This window comes from Zoogloea sp., assembly GCF_041911615.1.
Taxonomy (GTDB): Bacteria; Pseudomonadota; Gammaproteobacteria; order Burkholderiales; family Rhodocyclaceae; genus Zoogloea.
This window is the reverse complement of the sequence record NZ_JAYROR010000129.1, coordinates 1-20,408: the sequence shown is the minus strand read 5'-3', so window position 1 is coordinate 20,408 and position 20,408 is coordinate 1. Positions and strand designations below refer to the sequence as shown.

Here is a 20,408-nt window from a genome sequence, read left to right as displayed (position 1 = left end):
GCTGTTCAGTAGATTTTCGGTTCGCCCGGCGGGCGGGTCTTGAAGCGCCGATGCACCCAGTAGTACTGGGCCGGCATGGTGCGCACCCGGTCCTCGATGCAGGCGTTCATGCGGCGCACGTCGGCTTCCACGTCGGCGGAGGGGAAATCCGTCCACGGCTCCCCCAGCTCCACCACATAGCCCTGGCCGCCCGGGAGCATGCGGGTGACGCACGGCATCACCACCGCGCCACCCAGCTTGCTGAGGCGCGGTAGCGCCGACAGGGTGGCCGCCGGCACGCCGAAGAACGGCACGAAAATCGAATCCTGAGGCCCGTTGTCCATGTCCGGGAGGTAGTAGAACGGCCGGATTTCCTTCATCGCCTTGATCGATGCCCGGACGCTCTCGTCGCGGCGCAGCAGCACCTGACTGCCGAAGCGGCTGCGGCCGTGGTAGAGCCAGCGGTCGATCACCGGGTCCTTCTGGCGGGCGTAGATGCTGACGCAGTCGAAGGACATCGCCATCCGGCTCCCGCCCAGATCGAGCCCGAGGAAGTGGGGCGTGAGCAGGATGACCGGCTGGCGGGCGTCTACCAGCGCGCGAAGGCGCGCCTCGCCGTCGATGCGGATCAGCTTGCGCAGGCGTTCCTCGGGGGCGAACCACGCCAGCCCGCGCTCGATCATGCTGCGCCCGGCGAGCGCGAAATGCTCCTTCGCCAGGGCCTTGCGCTCGGCTTCGGAAAGCTCGGGAAAGCACAGCCGCAGGTTGGTGAGGGTGATCTTGCGGCGCGGCGGAATCAGCCAGTACAACAGGTGGCCCAGGCCGCGGCCGATGGGGGCCTGCACGGATAGCGGCAGCCAGTGGAGCAGCCACAACAGGGCGACGAGGATTCGGCTCATGCTTGGTTTTCCGGAGTCGAAGGGGCGGGGGCTCCGCCCTTGGGGCGCTTGTAGCGGTTGTAGCCCCACAGGTATTGGGCCGGGTTCTCGCGGATCTGGGCTTCCATCTCGCGGTTGATGGCGGCGGCGCGGGTCTCGGTGTCACCTTCGAGCGGGACGAGCGGCGGGCGCAGGCGCAGGTGGAAGCCCTGCCCGTGGGGCAGGCGTTCGGCCCAGGCGAAGATCGTCGTGACCCCGGCGACTTCCGAAAGGCGGGCCGCCAGCGTCATGGTGTAGGCGGGGCGGCCGAAGAAGGGCAGCCAGGCGCCTTCGCCGCTGCCGGGCACCTGGTCGGGCAGCATCCCGACCGCTTCGCGTGCGCGCAGCGCCTTGATGAGCCGCCGCACGCCGCCCACGTCGGCCGGCGCGATGTGCATGTCGCCACGGCTGCGCCCGGCGTTGATGAGCGGTTGCAGCACGGCCTTCTTGGGCGCGCGGTAGAGCACGGTGATCGGCCGGTGGGTCGAAAAATACTGCGCGGTGATCTCGAAGCAGCCCAGGTGCGGCGTGATGAACAGGATGCCGCCGCCCTTGGCCTCGGCCGCCTCGACGTGCTCCCAGCCGCTCACCTTCACCATCTTGGCGACCAGTTCGGCCTGCGGGCGCTTGAGCATCCACGGCAGTTCCAGTGCCTGCTTGCCGGTTTCGCCCACCGCGCTGCGCCACACCCGCGCCGCTTCGGTCGGGCCGAGGGCGTTTTCGAGGTTGGCGCGCAGGCGACGCCGGTAGGTGGGCGACAGGGCGTAGGTCAGCCAGCCGGCAAAGACACCGAATTTCTGGAGCGCGCCGAGGGGCAGGCGGGCGAGGAGCGATAGGATGAACGACGCCATCGGGCCGGGTGCGGGAATGTAGGAAAACGGCCGAATTGACGGCCGGACACGCAAAGTTATAATTGTGATTCCGCCGAGTTAATCCGACAACTTGCAGGGCGGAGGAGGCTAGCGGATTTCGCGCGTGCCGGGCCAAAAAAATACTGCTAAAGCGTCGCCGCTCCCAGAAATCCCCAGAGACGGCAACGGCGCCTGTTCTGGGGATTTTTGTTTGGAGGAGTGCTTCATGGCCAAAGAATACCTGTTTACCTCGGAATCCGTCTCCGAAGGCCATCCCGACAAGGTTGCCGACCAGATTTCCGACGCGGTGCTGGATGCCATCCTGGCCCAGGATCCGCGCGGCCGCGTCGCCTGCGAAACGCTGGTGTCCACCGGTCTGGTGGTGATTTCCGGCGAAATCACCACCAAGGCCGACATCAACTACATGGACATCGCCCGCGAGACGATCAAGCGCATCGGCTACGACGATTCCGACATCGGCTTCGACTACAAGAGCTGCGCGGTGCTCACCGCGATCAACCGCCAGTCTTCCGACATTGCCCAGGGCGTGAACGAAGGCGAAGGGCTCGACCTCGACCAGGGCGCCGGCGACCAGGGCCTGATGTTCGGCTACGCCTGCAACGAGACGCCCAGCCTGATGCCCTTCCCCATCTACTACGCCCACCGCATCATGCAGCGCCAGGGCGAGGTGCGGAAGGATGGCCGTCTGCCGTGGCTGCGTCCGGACGCCAAGAGCCAGCTCACCGTGAAGTACGTGGACGGCAAGCCGGTGGCGATCGACACCGTGGTGGTGTCCACCCAGCATCATCCGGACATCTCCCATGCCGCGCTCACCGAGGCGGTGATCGAGGAAGTCATCAAGCCGGTGCTGCCCAAGGACATGCTCACCGACAGCACCCGCTACCTCATCAACCCGACCGGCCGTTTCGTCATCGGCGGCCCGAACGGCGACTGCGGCCTCACTGGCCGCAAGATCATCGTCGACACCTACGGCGGCGCGGCCCACCACGGGGGCGGCGCGTTCTCGGGCAAGGACCCGTCGAAGGTAGACCGCTCGGCCGCCTACGCCGGCCGCTACGTGGCGAAGAACATCGTCGCCGCCGGTCTCGCCGACCGCTGCGAGGTGCAGGTGGCCTACGCCATCGGCGTCGCCAAGCCGGTTTCGCTGATGGTCGAAACCTTCGGCACCGGCAAGGTGTCGGACGAGCGTATCGTCGAGCTGGTCCAGCAGCACTTCGACCTGCGTCCGAAGGGCATCATCGCCAGTCTCGATCTGCTCCGCCCGATCTACTCGCGCACCGCCGCCTATGGCCACTTCGGCCGCGACGAAGTGGATTTCACCTGGGAAACCACCGACAAGGCCGCCCAGCTTCGCGCCGACGCCGGCCTGTAAGCGGCGGACCCGCCGGCCGGGCCAGCAAAAAGGGCGACCCGCGGGTCGCCCTTTTTGTTGCCGACGCGGCGGCTTATTTGTCCTTGCGGAGCGGGCTGTACTCCACCGGCACCCAGGCAAAGCCCTTGGCTTCGGCGCGGACGTGGCCGAGCCCCGGGAAGGGCAGGTGCATGCCGGAGACCAGCAGCTTGTCCTTGGCGGCCCAGGCGAACAGTTGCTTGCGGGCGGCGATGGCGGCCTTCTTGTCGGCGTCGAATTCGATGGCGACTTCCGGGTGGGCAAACTGCACCGCGTGGCTGTGCACCGCGTCGCCGAGGATCAGCAGGCGCTGCCCCTTCGATTCGACGAGATAGCTGGTGTGGCCGGGCGTGTGGCCGTTGGACGGCACGGCCTTGATGCCGCCGAAATCCGCCTCGCCGCTGAAGGTCTTGAACTTGCCGGCCGCCTGGTAGGGGGCGACGGACTTGCGGGCGAGCTCGAAGAAGGGCTTGAAGTCTTTCGGCGCCTTGGCGGCGTTCTCGTCGGACAGCCAGAAGTCGGCTTCGGTCTGGGCGACGTGGATCTCGGCGTTGGGGAACAGCGGCTTGCCGTCCGGGGTGAGCACGCCGGCCACGTGGTCGGCGTGCAGGTGGGTGAGGAGCACCACGTCCACCTGCTCGGGTGCGTAGCCGGCTGCGCGCAGCTGCTCGCCGACGAAACCGAGGGTCGGGCCGAAGGCCTTGGCGGCGCCGGCATCGACGAGGATCAGCTTGCCGCCGGCGTTGATGAGGTAGGCGTTGACGGCGGTCTGCACCTTTTCGCCGGCAAGGAACTGTCTGGCCAGCAGGCGTTGCACGTCGGCCTTGCTGGCGCCCAGCAGCAGGTTGGCGCCCAGGTCGACGTAGCCATCGTAGAGGGCGGTGATTTCCAGGTCGCCCAGGGCGGCGCGGTAGTAGCCGGGAACCTGGGTGCCGGCGGCGGGGGCCTCGGCGCTGGCGCTGAAGGGGAGGAAGGCGGCGCCGAGGGCGAAGGCCAGGGCGCTGAGACTGCGTCGAATCATGAGGCGGGCTCCGTCTTGGGAAAAAAACCAGCGGGGGCTGATGTCGTAAGGAAGAAAGGATACGACAAACAGAAACGGGTGGCGTTCAGGCCGCGACGTGTACGGCCAGCCACACGGTGTCGGGGCCCGTTTCGGCGACGCGATGGCGGCAGCCGGCGGGGATCAGCAGCCAGTCACCCTGCTGCAGGGCCTGGCGGCGCCCATCGTCGAAGGCAAGTTCGGCGTGGCCTTGTACGAGCATCACCCACTCGTCGTGGGGCTGGTCGTACCAGAAGTCCGGCGGGCTGGCGTGACGGTGGGAGACGATGCGCTCGATGCGCACGTGGGGGTTGGCGAAGAGGGTCTCGAGATGCTCGGCTGCCGCGGGGGGCGGCAGGTCGGCGAGGAGATTGGCGCAGCGCATCGCAGTTGAGGGACGGCGGCGGGGCCGTCGGGCGCAGGGAAAAAAGCTGCGCCGGGATGGTTCTCTGTTGGGTTTTTGGGGGTGCTTTTGGGTATCCCGGCGCGCTCAAGCTCACTTCAATCGCGTCTGCCACACTTGCGGGCGTGAAGCCGTGACGAATGGATCCATCCTACGGGAGCGCAGGAATAGCGCCAATTGTTTGTGCGTATGCTCTGAATAGGCTGTGCCTATCGAGACCCGGCCGCCGGGCTCGACGACGCCGCCGGTTCAGGGGACGACGCGGTCGATGCTGAGCTGGAGCCCCTTCGCCCCGGGCTTGACCGGGCTCAGTTCGCCGGTGAGGTCGCCCGGCTTGGCGATGGCGTCGCCCGACCTGGAGACGCGGGCCTCGATGCGCAGTTCGGTGGCGGAGGAGAGCTTGAGTTCGGGGCTCATGGCCATGCTGTCGTCCAGGGCGAAATCCATTGGCAGGTCAGACACCTTGGCGCGGACGACGGCGAGGGGCATCCGCGGCCCCTGGAGGGCGCGGGCGAAGACGTACACCACGTCGTCCGGCGCGGCCTTGGTCTTGAGGGCTGGCGCCAGTTCGACCCGGCCGGTGATGCTGGTGGCGACGGCCGCGCCGACCTTGGCGGTGGCGGGAGGCGTGGGCTTGGCCGGCGGCGGCGTCTGCCCGGCGGAGGCCATCAGGCTCCGGGCCTTGTCGATGCCGGCGCTGAGGTTCTGGGCATCCTGGGAATCCGGGGCGACCTGGGCGAGGACGGCCTCCCAGTGGCGCACGGCGTCGGCGTATTGCTGGCGGAAGAAGGCATCGGTGCCGGCGAGGGCGAGGGCCTGGGGATTGTCGGGCTGTGACTTGAGCACCCGCTCGAGGTAGTCGTGACCCTTGCCTTCGATCCGGCCGCTGTTGAGCTCGGCGGACAGTTCGGCGACTTCGAGCATCAGCTCGGGGGCGTCCTCGATGACGGGTCCGGCCTTGTCGAAGGCCGCGGCGGCCTCCGCGAAGCGGCCGAGCACTTTGTAGCTGCGTCCGAGCATGACCCAGCCTTCGGGGTTGTCCGGGCTCTTTTCGAGTTTGGCGGCGAGACTGGCGACCATCTTCTCGACTTCGGCGGCGGTGGGCTCGGTACCCTGGCGGGCCGTGGGGTCGAGGGCGGCGGGCGTGCCGAGGACGAAATACAGTGCCACGGCCGCCGCCGGCAAGACGACGCCGAGGGCGAGGGCCGTACGGGGCAGGCGCCGGTGGGTTTCTACGGGCGCGGCGGCGCCGTCGGTGGCGACGTCCTCGAGGACGCGGCGCTCCAGCTCGTCGCGGGCGCTGGCGTAGTCGGCCTCGGACAGGGCGCCGCTGGCGAGATCGCGCTCGAGCTCAGCGAACTGGTCGCGGTAGATCGCGCTGTTGATGGCCTGGCGGGAGGCGTGGGCCGCCGTCTTGCGGCGCAGCAGGGGCCGGCACAGCACGGCCAGGACGAGGGCGGTGAGCAGCCCGGCGGCAATCCAGAATGCGGTCATTGGTGGTTCTTCGGGCGTTGAGGGGCGGCGTCGGCGAGGAGCGCCCGGGCGGCGGCGCGCTGTTCGGCGCTGAGTTCGGCGGGCGCGATGCGGCCGGCACGGCGGCGCAGGTAGGCGACGAGACCGATCGCGCCGCCAGCGAGCAGCGCGAAGGGGCCGAACCACAGCAGCCACGTGGTGGGTTTGACCGGCGGACGGTAGAGCACGAAGTCGCCGTAGCGGGCGACCAGGTAGTCGCGGATCTCGGCGTCGGACTTGCCGTCGCGGATCAGCTTGCGGACTTCCTCGCGCAGGTCGTTGGCGAGCTCGGCGCGGGAGGCGGCGAGGCTTTCGTTCTGGCAGACCAGGCAGCGCAGCTCTTCGGAGATGGTGACCATCCGCGCCTCGACGACGGGATCGTCGGCCATCGGGGTGGCGTCGGCGGCGAGGAGCTGGCAGCTGGCCGTCAGCAGCAGGCCGGCCAGCGTGGCGGCAAGGGGGCGGGCGCGCATGTCAGGATTCCTCGGCGAGCTGCTTGGCCAGCGGCAGGATCTTCTGTTCCAGCGCTTCGGGGGTGATCGGGCCGATCTGCTTGAAGCGGATCACGCCTTTCTTGTCGATCAGGTAGGTTTCGGGCACGCCATACACGCCGTAGTCGATGCCGACTCGGCCGTCCATGTCGAGCACCGACAGGGCGTAGGGGTTGCCGTGGCGTTCCAGCCAGGCGTTGGCGCGCTGGCGGGTGAGGGTGGCCTCCTCGCCGGCGGCGAGCTTCTTCACGTCGGTCTCGCCGTCGCCGCGCACTTCCTTGTAGTTGAGGCCGACCACCGGCAGCTGGCCCTGCTTGGCGAAGACCACCAGCAGCGGGTGCTCGGCCCGGCACGACACGCACCACGAGGCCCACACGTTGAGCAGCCACACCTGGCCGCGCATGTCGGCCGGCGAGAACTGCTTGCCCGGCTCGGCGAGGGTCTCGAGGCGGAACTCGGGCGCCGGCTTGCCGACCAGCGGCGAAGGGACTTCGTGCGGGTCGCGGTTGAGACCGATCGCCAGGAAAACGACCAGCACCAGGAAGATGCCGAGGGGGATCAGGAAACGTTTCACGATGCGGCTCCGGAGGCGAGCGTGGCGGCCCGCGCGGTGGATTTGAGACGATAGCGGCGGTCGCTGGCGGCGAGCAGGCCACCGAGGGCCATCAGCACGGCGCCGGCCCAGATCCAGCTGACGAAGGGCTTGAAGTAGACGCGCACGCTCCAGGCGCCGTCGCCGCCTTCGAGCGGATCGCCCAGCGAGACGTAGATATCGCGGGTCAGGCCGGGATCGATGAAGGCCTCGGTCATCGGCATCGCCGACGAGAGATATTTGCGCTTCTCGGGGTGCAGCGGCATGACCACCGCGCCGTCCTTCAGCAGCTCGAGGTTGCCGCGGGCGGCCGTGTAGTTGGGGCCGGGGGCATCCTCGACGCCCAGGAAGCGGATCGTGTAGCCGCCGGCCGCGACAGTGTCGCCCGGGGCCATGCGCACGTCGCGCTCGGTCTCGAAATGCTTGACCATCACGATGCCGACCACCGTGACGGCGACGCCGATGTGGGCGAGGTGCATCCCCCAGAAGGCGCGCGGCGCGGCGCCGGACTTGCTGCGGGCGAGGATCTGCAGCACCGACGCGCCGACGATCCACATCGCCAGCCCGATGCCCAGCGCGACGCCACCCGCCCATTCACCCGCCGCGAAGGGTACGGCGATGCCGACGATCACCGCCAGCAGGAAGGCGCCCTTCAGCGGGCGGGCGATGTCGGCCAGACTGGCCTGCTTCCAGCGCGCCACCGGCCCGGCGGCCATCAGGAACAGCACCGGCACCATCAGCGGGGTGAACACGGCGTTGAAATACGGGGGGCCGACCGACAGCTTGCCCAGATTGAGCGCGTCGATCACCAGCGGATACAGGGTGCCGAGCAGCACCGCGCCGGCCGCGCACAGCAGCAGCAGGTTGTTGATGAGCAGGAAAGTCTCGCGGGACACCAGCGCGAAGGCGCCGCCGAGGCTGACCTTGGGCGCCCGCCAGGCGAACAGGGTGAGCGACGAGCCGACCACCACCGCGAGGAACAGCAGGATGAAGATGCCGCGCTTGGGGTCGGACGCGAAGGCGTGCACCGAGCTCAGCACGCCCGAGCGGACCAGGAAGGTGCCCAGCAGCGACAGGGAGAAGGCGCCGATGGCGAGCAGCACCGTCCAGTTCTTGAAGCTGCCGCGCTTCTCGGTGACGGCCAGCGAGTGGATCAGCGCGGTGCCTACGAGCCACGGCATGAAGGACGCGTTCTCGACCGGGTCCCAGAACCACCAGCCGCCCCAGCCCAGCTCGTAGTAGGCCCAGATGGAGCCGAGGCCGATGCCGAGGGTAAGGAAGATCCACGCCGCGGTGGTCCACGGCCGTGACCAGCGCGCCCAGGCGGCGTCGAGGCGACCGGACAGCAGCGCCGCGATGGCGAAGGCGAAGGCCACCGAGAAGCCCACGTAGCCCATGTAGAGCATCGGCGGATGGAAGATCAGGCCCGGGTCCTGCAGCAGCGGGTTGAGGTCGCGGCCGTCCTCGGCGCCGGGGAGCAGGCGTGCGAAGGGGCTGGAGGTGGTCAGGATGAACAGGATGAAGCCGGCGGCGACGAGGCCGAGCACCCCCTGCACCCGCGCCACCATGTCGTCCGGCAGACTGCGCGAGAAGGCCGCCACCGCCAGCGCCCACAGCGACAGCATCATCACCCACAGCAGCAGCGAGCCTTCGTGGCCGCCCCACACGCCGGCGATGCGGTACTCGATCGGCAGGCGGGAGTTGGAGTGCTGGGCGACGTAGAGCACCGAGAAATCGTTGTCGATGAAGCTGGCGGTGAGGCAGCCGAAGGCGATGGCCACCAGCAGGAACAGCGTCGCCGAAGCCGGCCGGGCGAGCTGCACCCACGCCGCCACGCCGCGCTGGGCGCCGATCAGCGGTAGCGTGCCCTGGACGATGGCGACCAGCAGGGCCAGAACGAGGGCGAAGGTACCGATTTCGGGGATCATGGTTTTTCTAGTGAGGAGATAGGAGTATGGGCTGAGGCGTGGCGTGGTGATCAGACGAGTCGGGAGCGCACAAGGCTGAAGGAAAGGGCTCCTGACGCCTCGCTCCTCACGGTTCTTGTCACTGCTTCAAGGTCCGTGATGCCTCGTGGGCCTGATCGACGGCAGCCTTCGCTTCCGGCGGCATGTAGTTTTCGTCGTGCTTGGCCAGCACCTCGGTGGCGGTGAATTGGCCGTCGGCCGCGAGCGTGCCCTGGGCGACCACGCCTTTGCCCTCCGAGAACAGGTCCGGCAGGATGCCGGTGTAGCTCACCGGGATTTCCTTGGCGGTGTCGGTCACGACGAAACGGGCGGTGATGTCGGTGCGCTGCAGGCTGCCTTCCTTCACCAGTCCGCCGATGCGGAAGGCGCGGCCTTTGGGCGCTTCGCCCGCCGCCACCTGGGTTGGCGTGAAGAAGAACACCAGGTTGCTCTGGAAGGCGTTGAGGACCAGGGCGGCGGCGATCCCGAGGGCCGCCAGGCCGCCGACGATGATGGCGAGGCGTTTGTGACGTGGTTTCATGGCGTGGTCCTGGAAAGGTTCAGTCTTGACTGCCCCGGTCGGCCGCCAGTTCCCGGCGCAAGGCCCGGCGGGTGTCGGAAAAACGCTTGCGGGCAAGCAGGGCCTCGACCAGCAGGGCCGCGGCGGTGACGCCGAAGCTGCCCCACACGTAGAGGCCGTAGCCCCCCATCGCGAAGAATTCGCTGGTGCTGCCCCAGTTCATCGTTGCATCTCCGGCAGTTCGGCGACCCACGTGGTGTGGCGTTCCCGTTCGAGGATGATCGCCCGCACCCGGTAGAGCGCGATGGCGATGCTGTACATCCAGAAGGCCAGTGCCATCAGCAGCATGCCCCACAGCATGGTGGTGGCCATGGTCGGGGCCTTGGTCATCGACACCGACGCGCCCTGGTGCAGGGTGTTCCACCACTTCACCGAGAAATAGATGATCGGCACATTGACCACGCCCACCAGCGCCACGATGGCACCTGCCTTGTCGGCCCGGCGCGGATCGTCGATGGCGGCGGTGAGGGCGATGTAGCCCAGGTAGAGGAAGAACAGGATCAGCTCGGAGGTGAGCCGCGCGTCCCACACCCACCAGGCGCCCCACATGGGCTTGCCCCACAGGGCGCCGGTCCACAGCGACAGGAAGGCGAACAGCGCGCCGGTGGGGGCCAGGGCCGAGCTCATCATGCCCGACAGGCGGGTGTTGAAGGTGATGCCGATGGCGGCCCAGAAGGCCATCACGCAGTAGATGAACATCGACATCCACGAGGCCGGAACGTGGATGAAGATGATCCGGTAGCCCTCGCCCTGCTGGAAATCGGTGGGGGCGACGAAGAAGCCGATCCACAGCCCGGCCGCGCAAAAGGCCGTGGCGAGTGCGGCGAACCAGGGCCAGGCCTTGCCCGCGAGGGGGTAGAAGCTGGCCGGCGAGGCGAACTTGAACCAGTTGATGAGACGCTGACTCATGGCGTGAATCCGAAAGGGTGGCGACGCTATTCGAGCGCGATCCGCAGCGCCGCGGTGGCGGCCCACGGGGCGAAGAAGGCGCCCAGCGCCAGCAGGGCGCCGAGCAGGGACAGGTGCCCGGCGGCGCCGAGCCCGGCCATGTCGGCCTCGACGGCGCCGGCGCCGAAGATCAGGGCGGGAATATACAGCGGCAGCACCAGCAGCGACAGCAGCACGCCGCCGCCGCGCAGGCCCAGGGTGAGCGCCGCGCCGATCGCGCCGATCAGCGACAGCAGCGGGGTGCCCAGCAGCAGCGACAGCATCAGGATGCCCAGCGCCCGCGCCGAGAGGTCGAACTGCAAGCCCAGCACCGGCGCCAGCAGCACCAGCGGCAGCCCGGCGGTGAGCCAGTGGGCGAGCACCTTGCCGCCCACCAGCAGGGCCAGCGGGGTGGGCGACAGGGCCATCTGCTCGAGCGTGCCGTCGGCGTGGTCGGCGGCGAACAGGCGGTTGAGGGACAGCATCGCCGCCAGCAGTGCCGCCACCCATAGCACGCCGGGGGCGATGCGCCGCAGCAGCGCCGTCTCGGGCCCGATGCCGAGGGGGAACATGCTCACCACGATCATGAAGAAGAACAGCGCGGTGAGCACCTCGCTCTTGCGCCGGGCGGCGAGCAGCAGGTCGCGGCGGACGATGGCGACGAAGGCGTTCATCGGGCAGCTCCGGCCAGTTGCAGGCTGCTGCCGTCGCCGCCGAGGTGGACCGCCTGGTGGCTGGTGAAGATCAGCAGCCCGCCGCGGGCCAGGTGTTCGTCGAGGATCTCGCACAGCTGGGCGACGGCGGCCACGTCCAGCGCCACGAAAGGCTCGTCGAGGATCCACAGGCGGGCCTGGCTGCACAGCAGGCGGGCCAGGGCGACGCGGCGCTTCTGGCCCTGCGAGAGCACCCGGGTCGGCAGGTCTTCACGACCCTTCAGGCCGATGCGGCGCAGCGCCGCGAGGGCGGTGGATTCGTCGAGCGGGCGGCCGGCGATGGCGGCGGCGCCCTGCAGGTTCTCGAGGGCCGAGAGGTCGTCCTTGATGGTCGGCGCGTGGCCGAGGTAAAGCAGGCGGGCGTTGAAGTCGTCGCGCACCTCGGCCACCGGGCGGCCTTCCCATGCGATGTGCCCGGCTGCCGCGGGGGCGAGCCCGGCGAGGATGCGCAGCAGGCTGGTCTTGCCCACGCCGTTGGGGCCTTCGACCTGCAGCCATTGGCCGGGGGCCAGGGACAGATCCACGGCGGAGAAGAGTCGGCGGTCGCCGCGGTCGCAGGCTAGGCCGTGGGCAGTGAGCATCGGCGGGGCAGAAAGTCGGAGTCGCGCGCATTCTGCCCGACCGCCCGGGGTGGGTAAACGCCTGCGTGGCCGATGTCCGGCCGTCAGGCGTGGAACTGCGCTGCCAGGGCGTTGAGCTTTTCGGCGAGGCGGCCGATCTCGCGGGCTTCGTCGGCGGAGTGGCGGGCGATCTCGGCGTCGCTGCGGGCGTCGTTGGCCACCTCTTCCATGCGTCGGGCGATGTCGCGGGTGGCGCTGCTGCTTTCCGCGAGGGCGGCGTTGATGCGTTCGACGGCGAGCCCGGCGGCGACCGCTTCGGTTTCGACCGAGGCCGCCACGTCGCCGGCGTGCAGGGCGTTGCGTGCGCCGTCGCCCACTTCGCGGCTGCTGGTGGCCATGTCGCCGGCCACCGCGCCGCTGATCGCCTGGATGCGCTGGATCACGGTGGAGATTTCCTGGGTGGACTGGCCGGTGCGTTCGGCCAGCTTGCGCACCTCGTCGGCCACCACCGCGAAGCCGCGGCCCTGCTCGCCGGCCCGGGCGGCTTCGATGGCGGCGTTGAGGGCGAGCAGGTTGGTCTGGTCGGCGATCTCGCGGATGACCTGGGTGACGCGGCCGATCTCGCCGGACATTTGCGACAGCTCGGCGATGCGCCCCTCGGTGTTGGCCACCAGGGTGGCGGCGCTGCCAATGCGTTCGGCGGCGCCGCGGCTGATCGCGGCGCTGTCGCGGGTGGTGCTCACGGAGCGCTGGGTGGCTTCCATCGCGGCGTGGGCGTCGTCGCTCATCGTGGCGGCGCCGGCGGAGAGCTGCTCGACGGTGGCCGCGACGCTGACCAGGGTAGCCGATTGCTGGGCGGTGGCCCGCACGGTGGCGTCGCTGGCCTGGGCGAGCCGGCCGCTGCAGTCGGCGAGGGTGCGGGCGCTTTGCTGGATCAGGCTGATCGCCTCGTGCAGGCGGTTGCGCAGCATGGCGACGTGGGTGAGGATTTCGCCGATCTCGTCGCTGCTGCCGGGCTGGATCGCGAGGGTCAGGTTGCCGCCGGCGACGGCCGCCACGGTGGTCTTGGCGTGTTCGGCCTGATGGGCGGTGCGGGCGAGCAGCCCGGCGCCGAGGGCCAGCCCGAGCACGATGGCGCCGAGCCCGAAGGCCAGGCTGCGCTGGCGGGCGGCGTCGGATTCGGCGCTGAGCGCTTCGAGCAGGCGTGGCGAGGCGTCGTCGAGGCGCTGGATCTCGGCCAGCAGCAGGTCGCGCATGGCCCGCCACTTGGGTGTTTCGTCCTTGTTGAGGGCCGCGCGGGCGTCGTCGGCCTGGCCGGCCTTGACCAGGGCGAACAGCGTGTCGTGGATGGCTTTCTGCTCGTTGCGCAGTTGCTGGATGCGGTCGGGCAGGCCGGACTTGAAGGCTTGCTCGTCGAGGCCGCGGGCCTTGCCGACGATGTCGTCGAAGCTGCGGGCGGCTCTCTGGTAGTTTTCGTAGGCCTTCGGGTTGGTCGGGTCGAGCATCGCGTTGCGCAGTGCCTGCCCCATCTGCAGCCCCTGGGCGTAGAGGCCGTAGAAATCCACCCGGCGCGCCACGTCGCGGCTGATGTGGGCGTGGTAGCGGGCCTCGATCTGGCTGGCCGAGCGCTGACTGTCCACCAGCGTGCCGGCCAGCAGGATCATCACGATCAGCATCACGCCGAGCAGGCGGCGGCCGATCGGCATGTCGTCGATCAGCGCCAGGGCGCGGTCGGCCAGTCCGGCGGGGCCGCTGCGCCGCAGCCGGCCTTCGCGCAGGCGAAGCGTGGGGTCGGCCTTCATGCGCCGGTACAGGGCGTCGGCGGCCCGCACTTCGGCGGCGCCGGGCTTGACCCGTACCGACATGAAGCCACCGTCGGGCTTGGGCGTGACCGAGGCGCGCACCCAGTAGAAGTCGCCGTTCTTGCAGCGGTTCTTGACCAGCCCCGACCAGGGCCGGCCGCGCCGCAGGGTGGCCCACAGGTCGCGGAAGGCGCCTTCGGGCATGTCCGGGTGGCGGACGATGTTGTGGTGTTCGCCGATCAGTTCGTCCACGTCGAAGCCGCTGACGGCGACGAAGTCGTCATTGACGAAGGTGATCCGTCCCTCGGCGTCGGTGTGGGAGATGATCGCGACGTCGTCGCCGAAAACGTGTTCGTTGCTGGTGATCGGTTGATTGGTTCGCATCGAAAATCCCCCCGGCCGGCTCGAATTGGCGGCTCGATGGATTGTTTTCGGCGTGGCGGGGGGAATTCTCCAGGGGTGAGTAGGGTTTTTTTTGCGGTCGTCGGCGCCCGGTGGCCGTGCTGTCAGGGGTGGGCTGCCGCTTCGTAGCCGGTCGGGCCGGACGCACGCACGGGGGCGTCGGTGCCGGATACGGCGTGCGCGCCGTCGGTGTCGCCGATCTCGACCACCTCCATCACCTGCCGCGCGAGCGCCCGGCAGGCGTTGGCGAGGTTGGATGGAAGGCCGTCCGGGATGTGCTTCTGCAGCAGCAGCTTGGATGCGGAGAGGCTGACGACCGGGTTGAGCAGGCGATCGCGGTAGTCGCCGAGCAGCTGCGCCACGTTGCGGTCGGCCGCGTCGCGCTGCCAGGCGTTGGTGGGCCATTGGGACGGCAGGGCGTAGGCGTGGGGAAACTGCTGCAGGTCGCCCAGCACGGTGCGCAGGTCTTCGTGGGAGTCGCGGAAGGGCAGGATGACCACGTCGGCGAGGCCGTCGAGGGTGCGATCCACCTCGGCGCGGTTGCCGCCGCCATCGACGACGCCGACCCAGCCCTGCATCGTGCGCAGCTTGCCGACGATCTTGGTCAGCGCCTCGGGGGTGCGGGCGTCGGCGGTCACGTAGCGGCGGCCGTCGGGCGACAGGGGCTCCCGGTGGGTGTCGGTGAGCACGCAGGCGGAGCGCTGGCCGAGCAGGCCGAGCCCCTGGCACAGCATGTGGGACAGGGTCGTCTTGCCGGTGCCGCCCTTGTTGCCGATGATGCAGATGATCCGGGACATGGTCGAATTCCTCTCGCTGAACGCACGGCGCGATGACGCCATTATTGCCGCACTAACGGCACGGGGAGCGATGGAATTGAGGGCGGAAAAGGCCGCTTATCGGTTGCCAATTCCTTTTTTCGCCAAAGGCTTGGGGCCGGCCGGCAGGTAGCAGTAGAGTCGCGTGCCGCGCCGGTCGTCGAGGGTGACGATGCGTTCCGGCTCGACATCCTCGACCGGAAAACTGTTGCTCACCAGCACGGCGCCGGGGCGCAGCTCGGCGCAGGCCTTGCGCCACACCGCGGGCATCGGCACCGGCGAGAGGAAGGCGTACACTAGGTCGTAGTCCGACCAGTCGATCTTCCAGAAATCGCCCCGCGCCAGGGCGATGTTGGGTTGGCGGCGAGCCAGCAGGCGCGACAGCAGGTAGGGCGCGGGGGCCGACTCGACCCCTTCGCAGCGGCAGTCGGGGCGCAGGCGCGCCAGCGGGCGCAGCAGCGAGCCGGTGCCGCTGCCCAGGTCGATGACCCGTGGCGGCAGCTCCCGCGGCAGCAGCCCGGCGACGGCCTCGGCGACCTGCGGGTTGGACAGGAACAGGGGCACCTGGGTGCGGAAGCTGCTCCAGTAGATCAGCGCAAACACCACGAAGGCCGCCAGATACCAGCCCGGCGCGATCCCCAGCAGCAGCGCCCCGGCCACCAGGGGCGTGAAACCCAGGTGAATCCAGCGCCACCAGCGGGCGCTTTTGAGCAGCGTGGCGGCCCCGGCGGCGGCCAGCGCCTGCACCGCCACCAGCGGCCAGATGCCCGCCGGCAGCACGCCGCTGCGCCCGACGCCGAAGGCCACGGCGAGGCCGGCCAGCTGGGCGAGCAAGGCCTTGAGGGCGGGCGGCAGGACGAAGGGGAGCGGGCGGCGCATGGGGCGCCAGTTTAGCGTGTCGCGTCGGACGGGGGCGGACACCGTCGCGCCGCCAGCCGACACCCCCACGACCACCGGCGAGCTGCCCGCGCCAGTCGGCGAGCCCCTCGCGAGCGTCTCCGGATAGGGCGGCGCACTCCCGGAGTGGCTCGCGAGCGTCAAAAAGAGGCAAGCCGTCCCTCTCCCGGATAGACCAAGCCTGTCTGCGAGAGGCACGCGAGCATCTTTCCGATAGGGCTGCACACTCCCGGAGTGGCTCGCGAGCGTCAAAAAGAGGCAACCCGTCCCTCTCGCGGATAGACCAAGCCTGTCCACGAGAGGCACGCGAGCATCTTTCCGATAGGACAGCGCACTCCCGGAGAGGCTCGCGAGCGTCAAAAAGAGGCAACCCGTGCCTCTCCCGGATAGACCAGGCCTGTCCGCGAGAGGCACGCGAGAGTCTTTCCGATAGGGCAGCACACTCCAGGAGAGGCTCGCGAGCATCTCCCGGATAGGGCGCTCACGCCCGGAGACGCGCGTGAGCGTCGCGCGGGGTGAAGCGAGGGGCGGATTCTAACTGCGTAGCCCGACGGCGAAGGCCCCGCCCGGCTTGCCGTCAGACCGCAAGCTGTCGCCGACGGGCTCCGATGGCTTCGAGCGGAGTCGGAGGGGATGACCGGCGGCCCTGACCTACGGGAGACCCACCGGCGCCGTCCGCCGCCCCCTCTCACGCCACGTGGGCCGGCCGCTTGCCCGCTTCGCGCCACTTCGTCAGCAGCGCCTCACGCTTTTCCGCGGCCCGCTTCATCGCGCCGGCCTTGACGTGGCCGTAGCCGCGGATGTCTTCGGGCAGGCGGGCGAGCTCGGTGGCGAGGCCGATCCGGCCGGCGTCGAGTTCGCCGATGAGCTTGCCGATGTCGGCCTCGTACTGGGCGGTGAGGGCCCGTTCGGCGCGGCGTTCCGGGTGGTAGCCGAACACGTCGAGGGGCGTGCCGCGCAGGCGGCGCAGCTTGGCGAGCCAGCGGAACGCGGTCTTCATCCACGGCCCGAACTTCAGCTTGCGGATGCGCCCGGAGGCCGGGTCGGGCCGCGCCAGGAAGGTCGGCGCGAGGTGGAAGTTCACCGTGAAATCGCCCTCGAAGCGCGCGTCGATCTGCGCCCAGAAGGCCGGGTCGGCGAACAGGCGGGCCACTTCGTACTCGTCCTTGCAGGCGAGCAGCTTGAAGTGGTTGTCGGCCACCGCCTCGGTGAGGCGCTGGCCGCCGAAGGGCGCCTCGGCAGCGCGTACGCGGGCGACGAAATCGGTGTAGCGCTTTGCGTAGGCGGCGTCCTGGTAGTCGGTGAGGAAGGCTGCGCGGCGGGCGATGCGGGCGTCCAGGGCGTCCGCGCCAGTGGCCGGGCGGATCGGGATGACCGGCGCCGGGTTGACCAGGCGCTGCACGCCGGTCAGGTCCACCGCCGCGCGGCGGCCCCACAGGAAGGCCTGGCGGTTCATCTCCACCGCGGCCCCGTTGAGGTCGATCGCCTTGTCGAGGCTGGCTTCGCTCACCGGCACCCAGCCCTTCTGCCAGGCAAAACCGAGCAGGAACAGGTTGGTGGCGATGGCGTCGCCCATGAGCGCGGTGGCCAGCGCGTGGGCGTCGAGGAAGCGGCAGGCGTCGCTGCCGACCGCCTCGACGATGGCGGCCTGCATCTTGTCGAGGGGAAACTGCCAGTCGGGGTTGCGGGTGAATTCCGAGGTGGGCGTTTCGCTGCAATTGACGACCCCGTGGGTGGTGCCCACCGCCATCCGCGACAGGGCGTCGGTGCTGGCGGTGACGACCACGTCGCCGCCGATCACCGCGTTGGCCTCGCCCACCGCGATGCGCACCGCGTGGAGATGTTCGGGCCGGTCGGCGATGCGGATGTGGCTGAACACCGAGCCGCCCTTCTGGGCCAGGCCGGTCATGTCGAGCACGGTGACGCCCTTGCCGTCCAGGTGGGCGGCCATGCCGATCAGCGCACCGATGGTGACGACACCCGTGCCGCCGACGCCGGTGACGAGGATGTTCCAGGGGTCGGCGGTGGCGGGCAGGGTCGGGGGCGGCGGCGCCTTGATGCGGCTGGCGTCCACCTCGGCGCTCTTGCCGCGTCGCACCCGCCCGCCCTCGATGGTCACGAAGCTCGGGCAGAAGCCGTTCATGCACGAGAAATCCTTGTTGCAGGCCGACTGGTCGATCTGCCGCTTGCGGCCGAACTCGGTCTCGACCGGCAGGATCGCCATGCAGTTGGATTCGCGCCCGCAGTCGCCGCAGCCCTCGCACACCGCCTCGTTGATGAAGACGCGGGTCTGCGGGTCGGGGTAGGTGCCGCGTTTGCGGCGGCGGCGCTTTTCGGCGGCGCAGGTCTGGTCGAACACCAGCGCCGACACGCCGGGCAGGGTGCGCAGTTCGCGCTGGATCACGTCCAGTTCGTCCCGGTGGCGGATGGACACGCCGTGGGGGATGTCGGCCACGTGCCACGGGCGGTCGGTGCCGTCGGTGACGAGGACGATGCTGCCCACGCCTTCGGCCTGGAGCTGGCGGATCAGCCTGGGCACGGTGAGCTCGCCATCCACCGGCTGGCCGCCGGTCATCGCCACCGCGTCGTTGAAGAGAATCTTGTAGGTGATGCCGCGGGTGGGCTGACGGCCGTGGGGCGCGCGGTTGAAGGCCGCCACCGCCTGGCGGATCGCCAGGATGCCGGAGTGGAAATAGGTGCCGTCGCCCAGGTTGGCGAAGATGTGCGGCTCGTCGGTGAAGGGCGCCTGGCCGACCCACGGCACGCCTTCGCCGCCCATGTGGGTGAAGGCGCCGGTGCGCCGGTCGGGCATGAAGCTGGCCATGTAGTGGCAGCCGATGCCGGCGGTGGCGCGGCTGCCGTCGGGCACCTGGGTGGAGGTGTTGTGGGGGCAGCCGGGACAGAAGGTGGGCACCCGGTCGATGGCGAACACCCGGTGAGCGAGGGTGTGGTCCTTGGCGGTGAGGAAGGCCAGCCGCGTCTCGATGCGGGCCGAGGTGAAGAAGCGCCCGATGCGCGCTGCGATCACCCGCGCGATCAGCGCCGGCGAGAGCTCGCCGGCGGCCGGCAGCAGCCAGTCGCCGTGGTCCACGGTGCGCCGTCCGTCCGGTCCGGCGGCAGCGATCAGCGCCCATTCGCCCTTTTCGTCAAACTTGCCGATCACCCGCGGGCGCACGTCCTCGCGCCAGTTGTAGAGCTCTTCCTTGAGCTGGTACTCGATGAGCTGGCGCTTTTCCTCGACGACTAGGATCTCGTCCAGCCCCTCGGCGAAGCGGCGCACGCCTTCGGCTTCGAGCGGCCACACCATGCCCACCTTGTAGAGCCGGATGCCGATCTCGGCGGCGAGCGCCTCGTCGATGCCCAGGTCGTCGAAGGCCTGGCGAACGTCGAGGTAGCTCTTGCCGCTGGTGATGATGCCGAGCCGGGGCGTCGGCGAATCGATGACCACGCGGTTCAGGCCGTTGGCCCGGCAGTAGGCCAGGGCGGCGTAGAGCTTGAAGTGGAGCAGGCGTTTTTCCTGCACCAGGGGTGGGTCGGGCCAACGGATGTTGAGCCCGTCCGGCGGCAGGGCGAAGTCGGTGGGCATCACCGTCACGACCCGCTGCGGGTCCACGTCCACCGAGGCCGAGGTTTCCACCGTGTCGGCCAGCGCCTTGAAGGCCACCCAGCAGCCCGAATAGCGCGACAGGGCCCAGCCATGCACGCCGAAGTCGAGGTATTCCTGCACCCCGGCGGGGGCCAGCACCGGCATCATCATCGACTTGAAGAAGTGGTCGGTCTGGTGGGGCAGGGTGGACGACTTGGCCGCGTGGTCGTCGCCGGCGATCGCCAGCACACCGCCGAAGCGCCCGCTGCCGGCGGCGTTGGCGTGGCGGAAGACGTCGCCGCAGCGATCGACGCCCGGCCCCTTGCCGTACCACATCGCGAACACGCCCTGCACCCGCGCCCGCGGCGACAAGGCCACCTGCTGGCTGCCCCACACGGCGGTGGCGGCCATGTCCTCGTTGATGCCGGGCTGAAAGACGATGTCGTGGTTTTCGAGGTGCTGGCGGGCCTTCCAGAGGCTCAGGTCGAGCCCGCCCAGCGGCGAGCCGCGATAGCCCGAAATGAAGCCGGCGGTGTTGAGCCCGGCGGCCCGGTCGCGTTCGCGCTGGATCAGCAGCAGGCGCACCAGCGCCTGGTAGCCGGTGAGGTAGACGCGTCCGGCGGCAGTGTATTTGTCGTCGAGGCTGGCGCCGACGGGGGCGCGCAACGGGTCCTGCTCGGCCATGGTGGAATCCTCGCAAAATCGGGGTGCGACTGCGGGAGGTGCGCGGCTTCGTGGGCCACGCCCGGTTCCGGGGCGGATCTTAACGATTGGATACGAAACGGCGGTGTCGGTTCCGGGCGTCTGCAAGCCCGCTGCAAACCGCGCGGGCTATCATCCGCCGCGATGCGATGCCTGGAGGATGACGATGGCGCAACTGAAAACCGGCCGCCGTTCCGCGCCGCCGGCCGAAACGGTGTCCGACGCGCTGGTGCTGGGGCGCCTCGCCTTCGGGCCCGGCCGCGACGACGAGCGCGCCCACCTG

Annotated in this window: 18 protein-coding genes; 1 reads left to right on the top strand and 17 read right to left on the bottom strand. The window is 69.5% G+C overall.

Going from position 1 to position 20,408, the window contains the following annotated elements; translation table 11 throughout:
* Nucleotides 1-5 precede the first annotated feature (5 nt).
* Both ACE3P2_RS17125 and ACE3P2_RS17120 read right to left on the bottom strand, forming a co-directional pair.
* Nucleotides 6-878: a lipid A biosynthesis acyltransferase gene (locus ACE3P2_RS17125; protein WP_374266686.1), complete on the bottom strand. Its 873-nt coding sequence runs from the start codon at nt 876-878 to the stop codon at nt 6-8.
* Nucleotides 875-1,747: a lysophospholipid acyltransferase family protein gene (locus ACE3P2_RS17120; protein WP_374266684.1), complete on the bottom strand. Its 873-nt coding sequence runs from the start codon at nt 1,745-1,747 to the stop codon at nt 875-877. Before ACE3P2_RS17120 ends, ACE3P2_RS17125 begins: the two co-directional genes overlap by 4 nt.
* Nucleotides 1,748-1,973: 226 nt before the next feature.
* Here ACE3P2_RS17120 and metK point away from each other — a divergent pair, with 226 nt between their 5' ends.
* Nucleotides 1,974-3,140 (top strand): methionine adenosyltransferase, encoded by a 1,167-nt coding sequence (gene metK / locus ACE3P2_RS17115; protein ID WP_374266682.1) that lies wholly within the window; start codon nt 1,974-1,976, stop codon nt 3,138-3,140.
* 73 nt (nt 3,141-3,213) lie between these two features.
* On the opposite strand, the gene ACE3P2_RS17110 is transcribed toward metK, so the two are convergent.
* From ACE3P2_RS17110 to ACE3P2_RS17040, 15 genes are all read right to left on the bottom strand, one after another.
* Entirely contained in the window at nt 3,214-4,179 is a 966-nt protein-coding gene (locus ACE3P2_RS17110) for an MBL fold metallo-hydrolase (protein WP_374266680.1), read from the bottom strand.
* 85 nt (nt 4,180-4,264) lie between these two features.
* A complete protein-coding gene (locus ACE3P2_RS17105; RefSeq protein ID WP_374266678.1) occupies nt 4,265-4,582 on the bottom strand; it encodes a cupin domain-containing protein in 318 nt (105 codons plus the stop codon).
* A gap of 267 nt (nt 4,583-4,849) precedes the next feature.
* The gene (ccmI, locus tag ACE3P2_RS17100) at nt 4,850-6,094 is read right to left on the bottom strand and encodes a c-type cytochrome biogenesis protein CcmI (RefSeq protein WP_374266676.1); all 1,245 of its coding nucleotides are present in this window, start codon (nt 6,092-6,094) and stop codon (nt 4,850-4,852) included.
* Entirely contained in the window at nt 6,091-6,585 is a 495-nt protein-coding gene (locus ACE3P2_RS17095; protein ID WP_374266674.1) for a cytochrome c-type biogenesis protein, read from the bottom strand. The genes ccmI and ACE3P2_RS17095 overlap by 4 nt, the downstream gene beginning before the upstream one ends.
* 1 nt (nt 6,586) lies before the next feature.
* Nucleotides 6,587-7,177 carry a DsbE family thiol:disulfide interchange protein gene (locus tag ACE3P2_RS17090; protein ID WP_374266671.1) on the bottom strand — a complete coding sequence of 197 codons (591 nt, stop codon included), beginning with the start codon at nt 7,175-7,177 and terminating at the stop codon, nt 6,587-6,589.
* A complete protein-coding gene (locus tag ACE3P2_RS17085; RefSeq protein WP_374266669.1) occupies nt 7,174-9,123 on the bottom strand; it encodes a heme lyase CcmF/NrfE family subunit in 1,950 nt (649 codons plus the stop codon). Before ACE3P2_RS17085 ends, ACE3P2_RS17090 begins: the two co-directional genes overlap by 4 nt.
* Before the next feature lie 118 nt (nt 9,124-9,241).
* Entirely contained in the window at nt 9,242-9,682 is a 441-nt protein-coding gene (gene ccmE, locus ACE3P2_RS17080; protein WP_374266667.1) for a cytochrome c maturation protein CcmE, read from the bottom strand.
* A 19-nt stretch (nt 9,683-9,701) separates the two neighbouring features.
* On the bottom strand, nt 9,702-9,884 hold the full coding sequence (ccmD, locus tag ACE3P2_RS17075) for a heme exporter protein CcmD (protein WP_374266665.1): 183 nt from the start codon (nt 9,882-9,884) through the stop codon (nt 9,702-9,704).
* Nucleotides 9,881-10,630 (bottom strand): heme ABC transporter permease CcmC, encoded by a 750-nt coding sequence (ccmC, locus tag ACE3P2_RS17070; RefSeq protein ID WP_374266663.1) that lies wholly within the window; start codon nt 10,628-10,630, stop codon nt 9,881-9,883. The genes ccmD and ccmC overlap by 4 nt, the downstream gene beginning before the upstream one ends.
* A gap of 26 nt (nt 10,631-10,656) precedes the next feature.
* The gene (ccmB, locus tag ACE3P2_RS17065; RefSeq protein WP_374266662.1) at nt 10,657-11,322 is read right to left on the bottom strand and encodes a heme exporter protein CcmB; all 666 of its coding nucleotides are present in this window, start codon (nt 11,320-11,322) and stop codon (nt 10,657-10,659) included.
* Nucleotides 11,319-11,942: a cytochrome c biogenesis heme-transporting ATPase CcmA gene (gene ccmA / locus ACE3P2_RS17060; protein WP_374266660.1), complete on the bottom strand. Its 624-nt coding sequence runs from the start codon at nt 11,940-11,942 to the stop codon at nt 11,319-11,321. The genes ccmB and ccmA overlap by 4 nt, the downstream gene beginning before the upstream one ends.
* A gap of 83 nt (nt 11,943-12,025) precedes the next feature.
* A complete protein-coding gene (locus ACE3P2_RS17055; RefSeq protein WP_374266658.1) occupies nt 12,026-14,107 on the bottom strand; it encodes a PAS domain-containing methyl-accepting chemotaxis protein in 2,082 nt (693 codons plus the stop codon).
* A 122-nt stretch (nt 14,108-14,229) separates the two neighbouring features.
* Nucleotides 14,230-14,922: a hypothetical protein gene (locus tag ACE3P2_RS17050; protein WP_374266656.1), complete on the bottom strand. Its 693-nt coding sequence runs from the start codon at nt 14,920-14,922 to the stop codon at nt 14,230-14,232.
* A gap of 96 nt (nt 14,923-15,018) precedes the next feature.
* The gene (locus ACE3P2_RS17045) at nt 15,019-15,795 is read right to left on the bottom strand and encodes a trans-aconitate 2-methyltransferase (RefSeq protein WP_374266742.1); all 777 of its coding nucleotides are present in this window, start codon (nt 15,793-15,795) and stop codon (nt 15,019-15,021) included.
* A gap of 730 nt (nt 15,796-16,525) precedes the next feature.
* Nucleotides 16,526-20,107 (bottom strand): indolepyruvate ferredoxin oxidoreductase family protein, encoded by a 3,582-nt coding sequence (locus ACE3P2_RS17040; protein ID WP_374266654.1) that lies wholly within the window; start codon nt 20,105-20,107, stop codon nt 16,526-16,528.
* Nucleotides 20,108-20,408 lie beyond the last annotated feature (301 nt).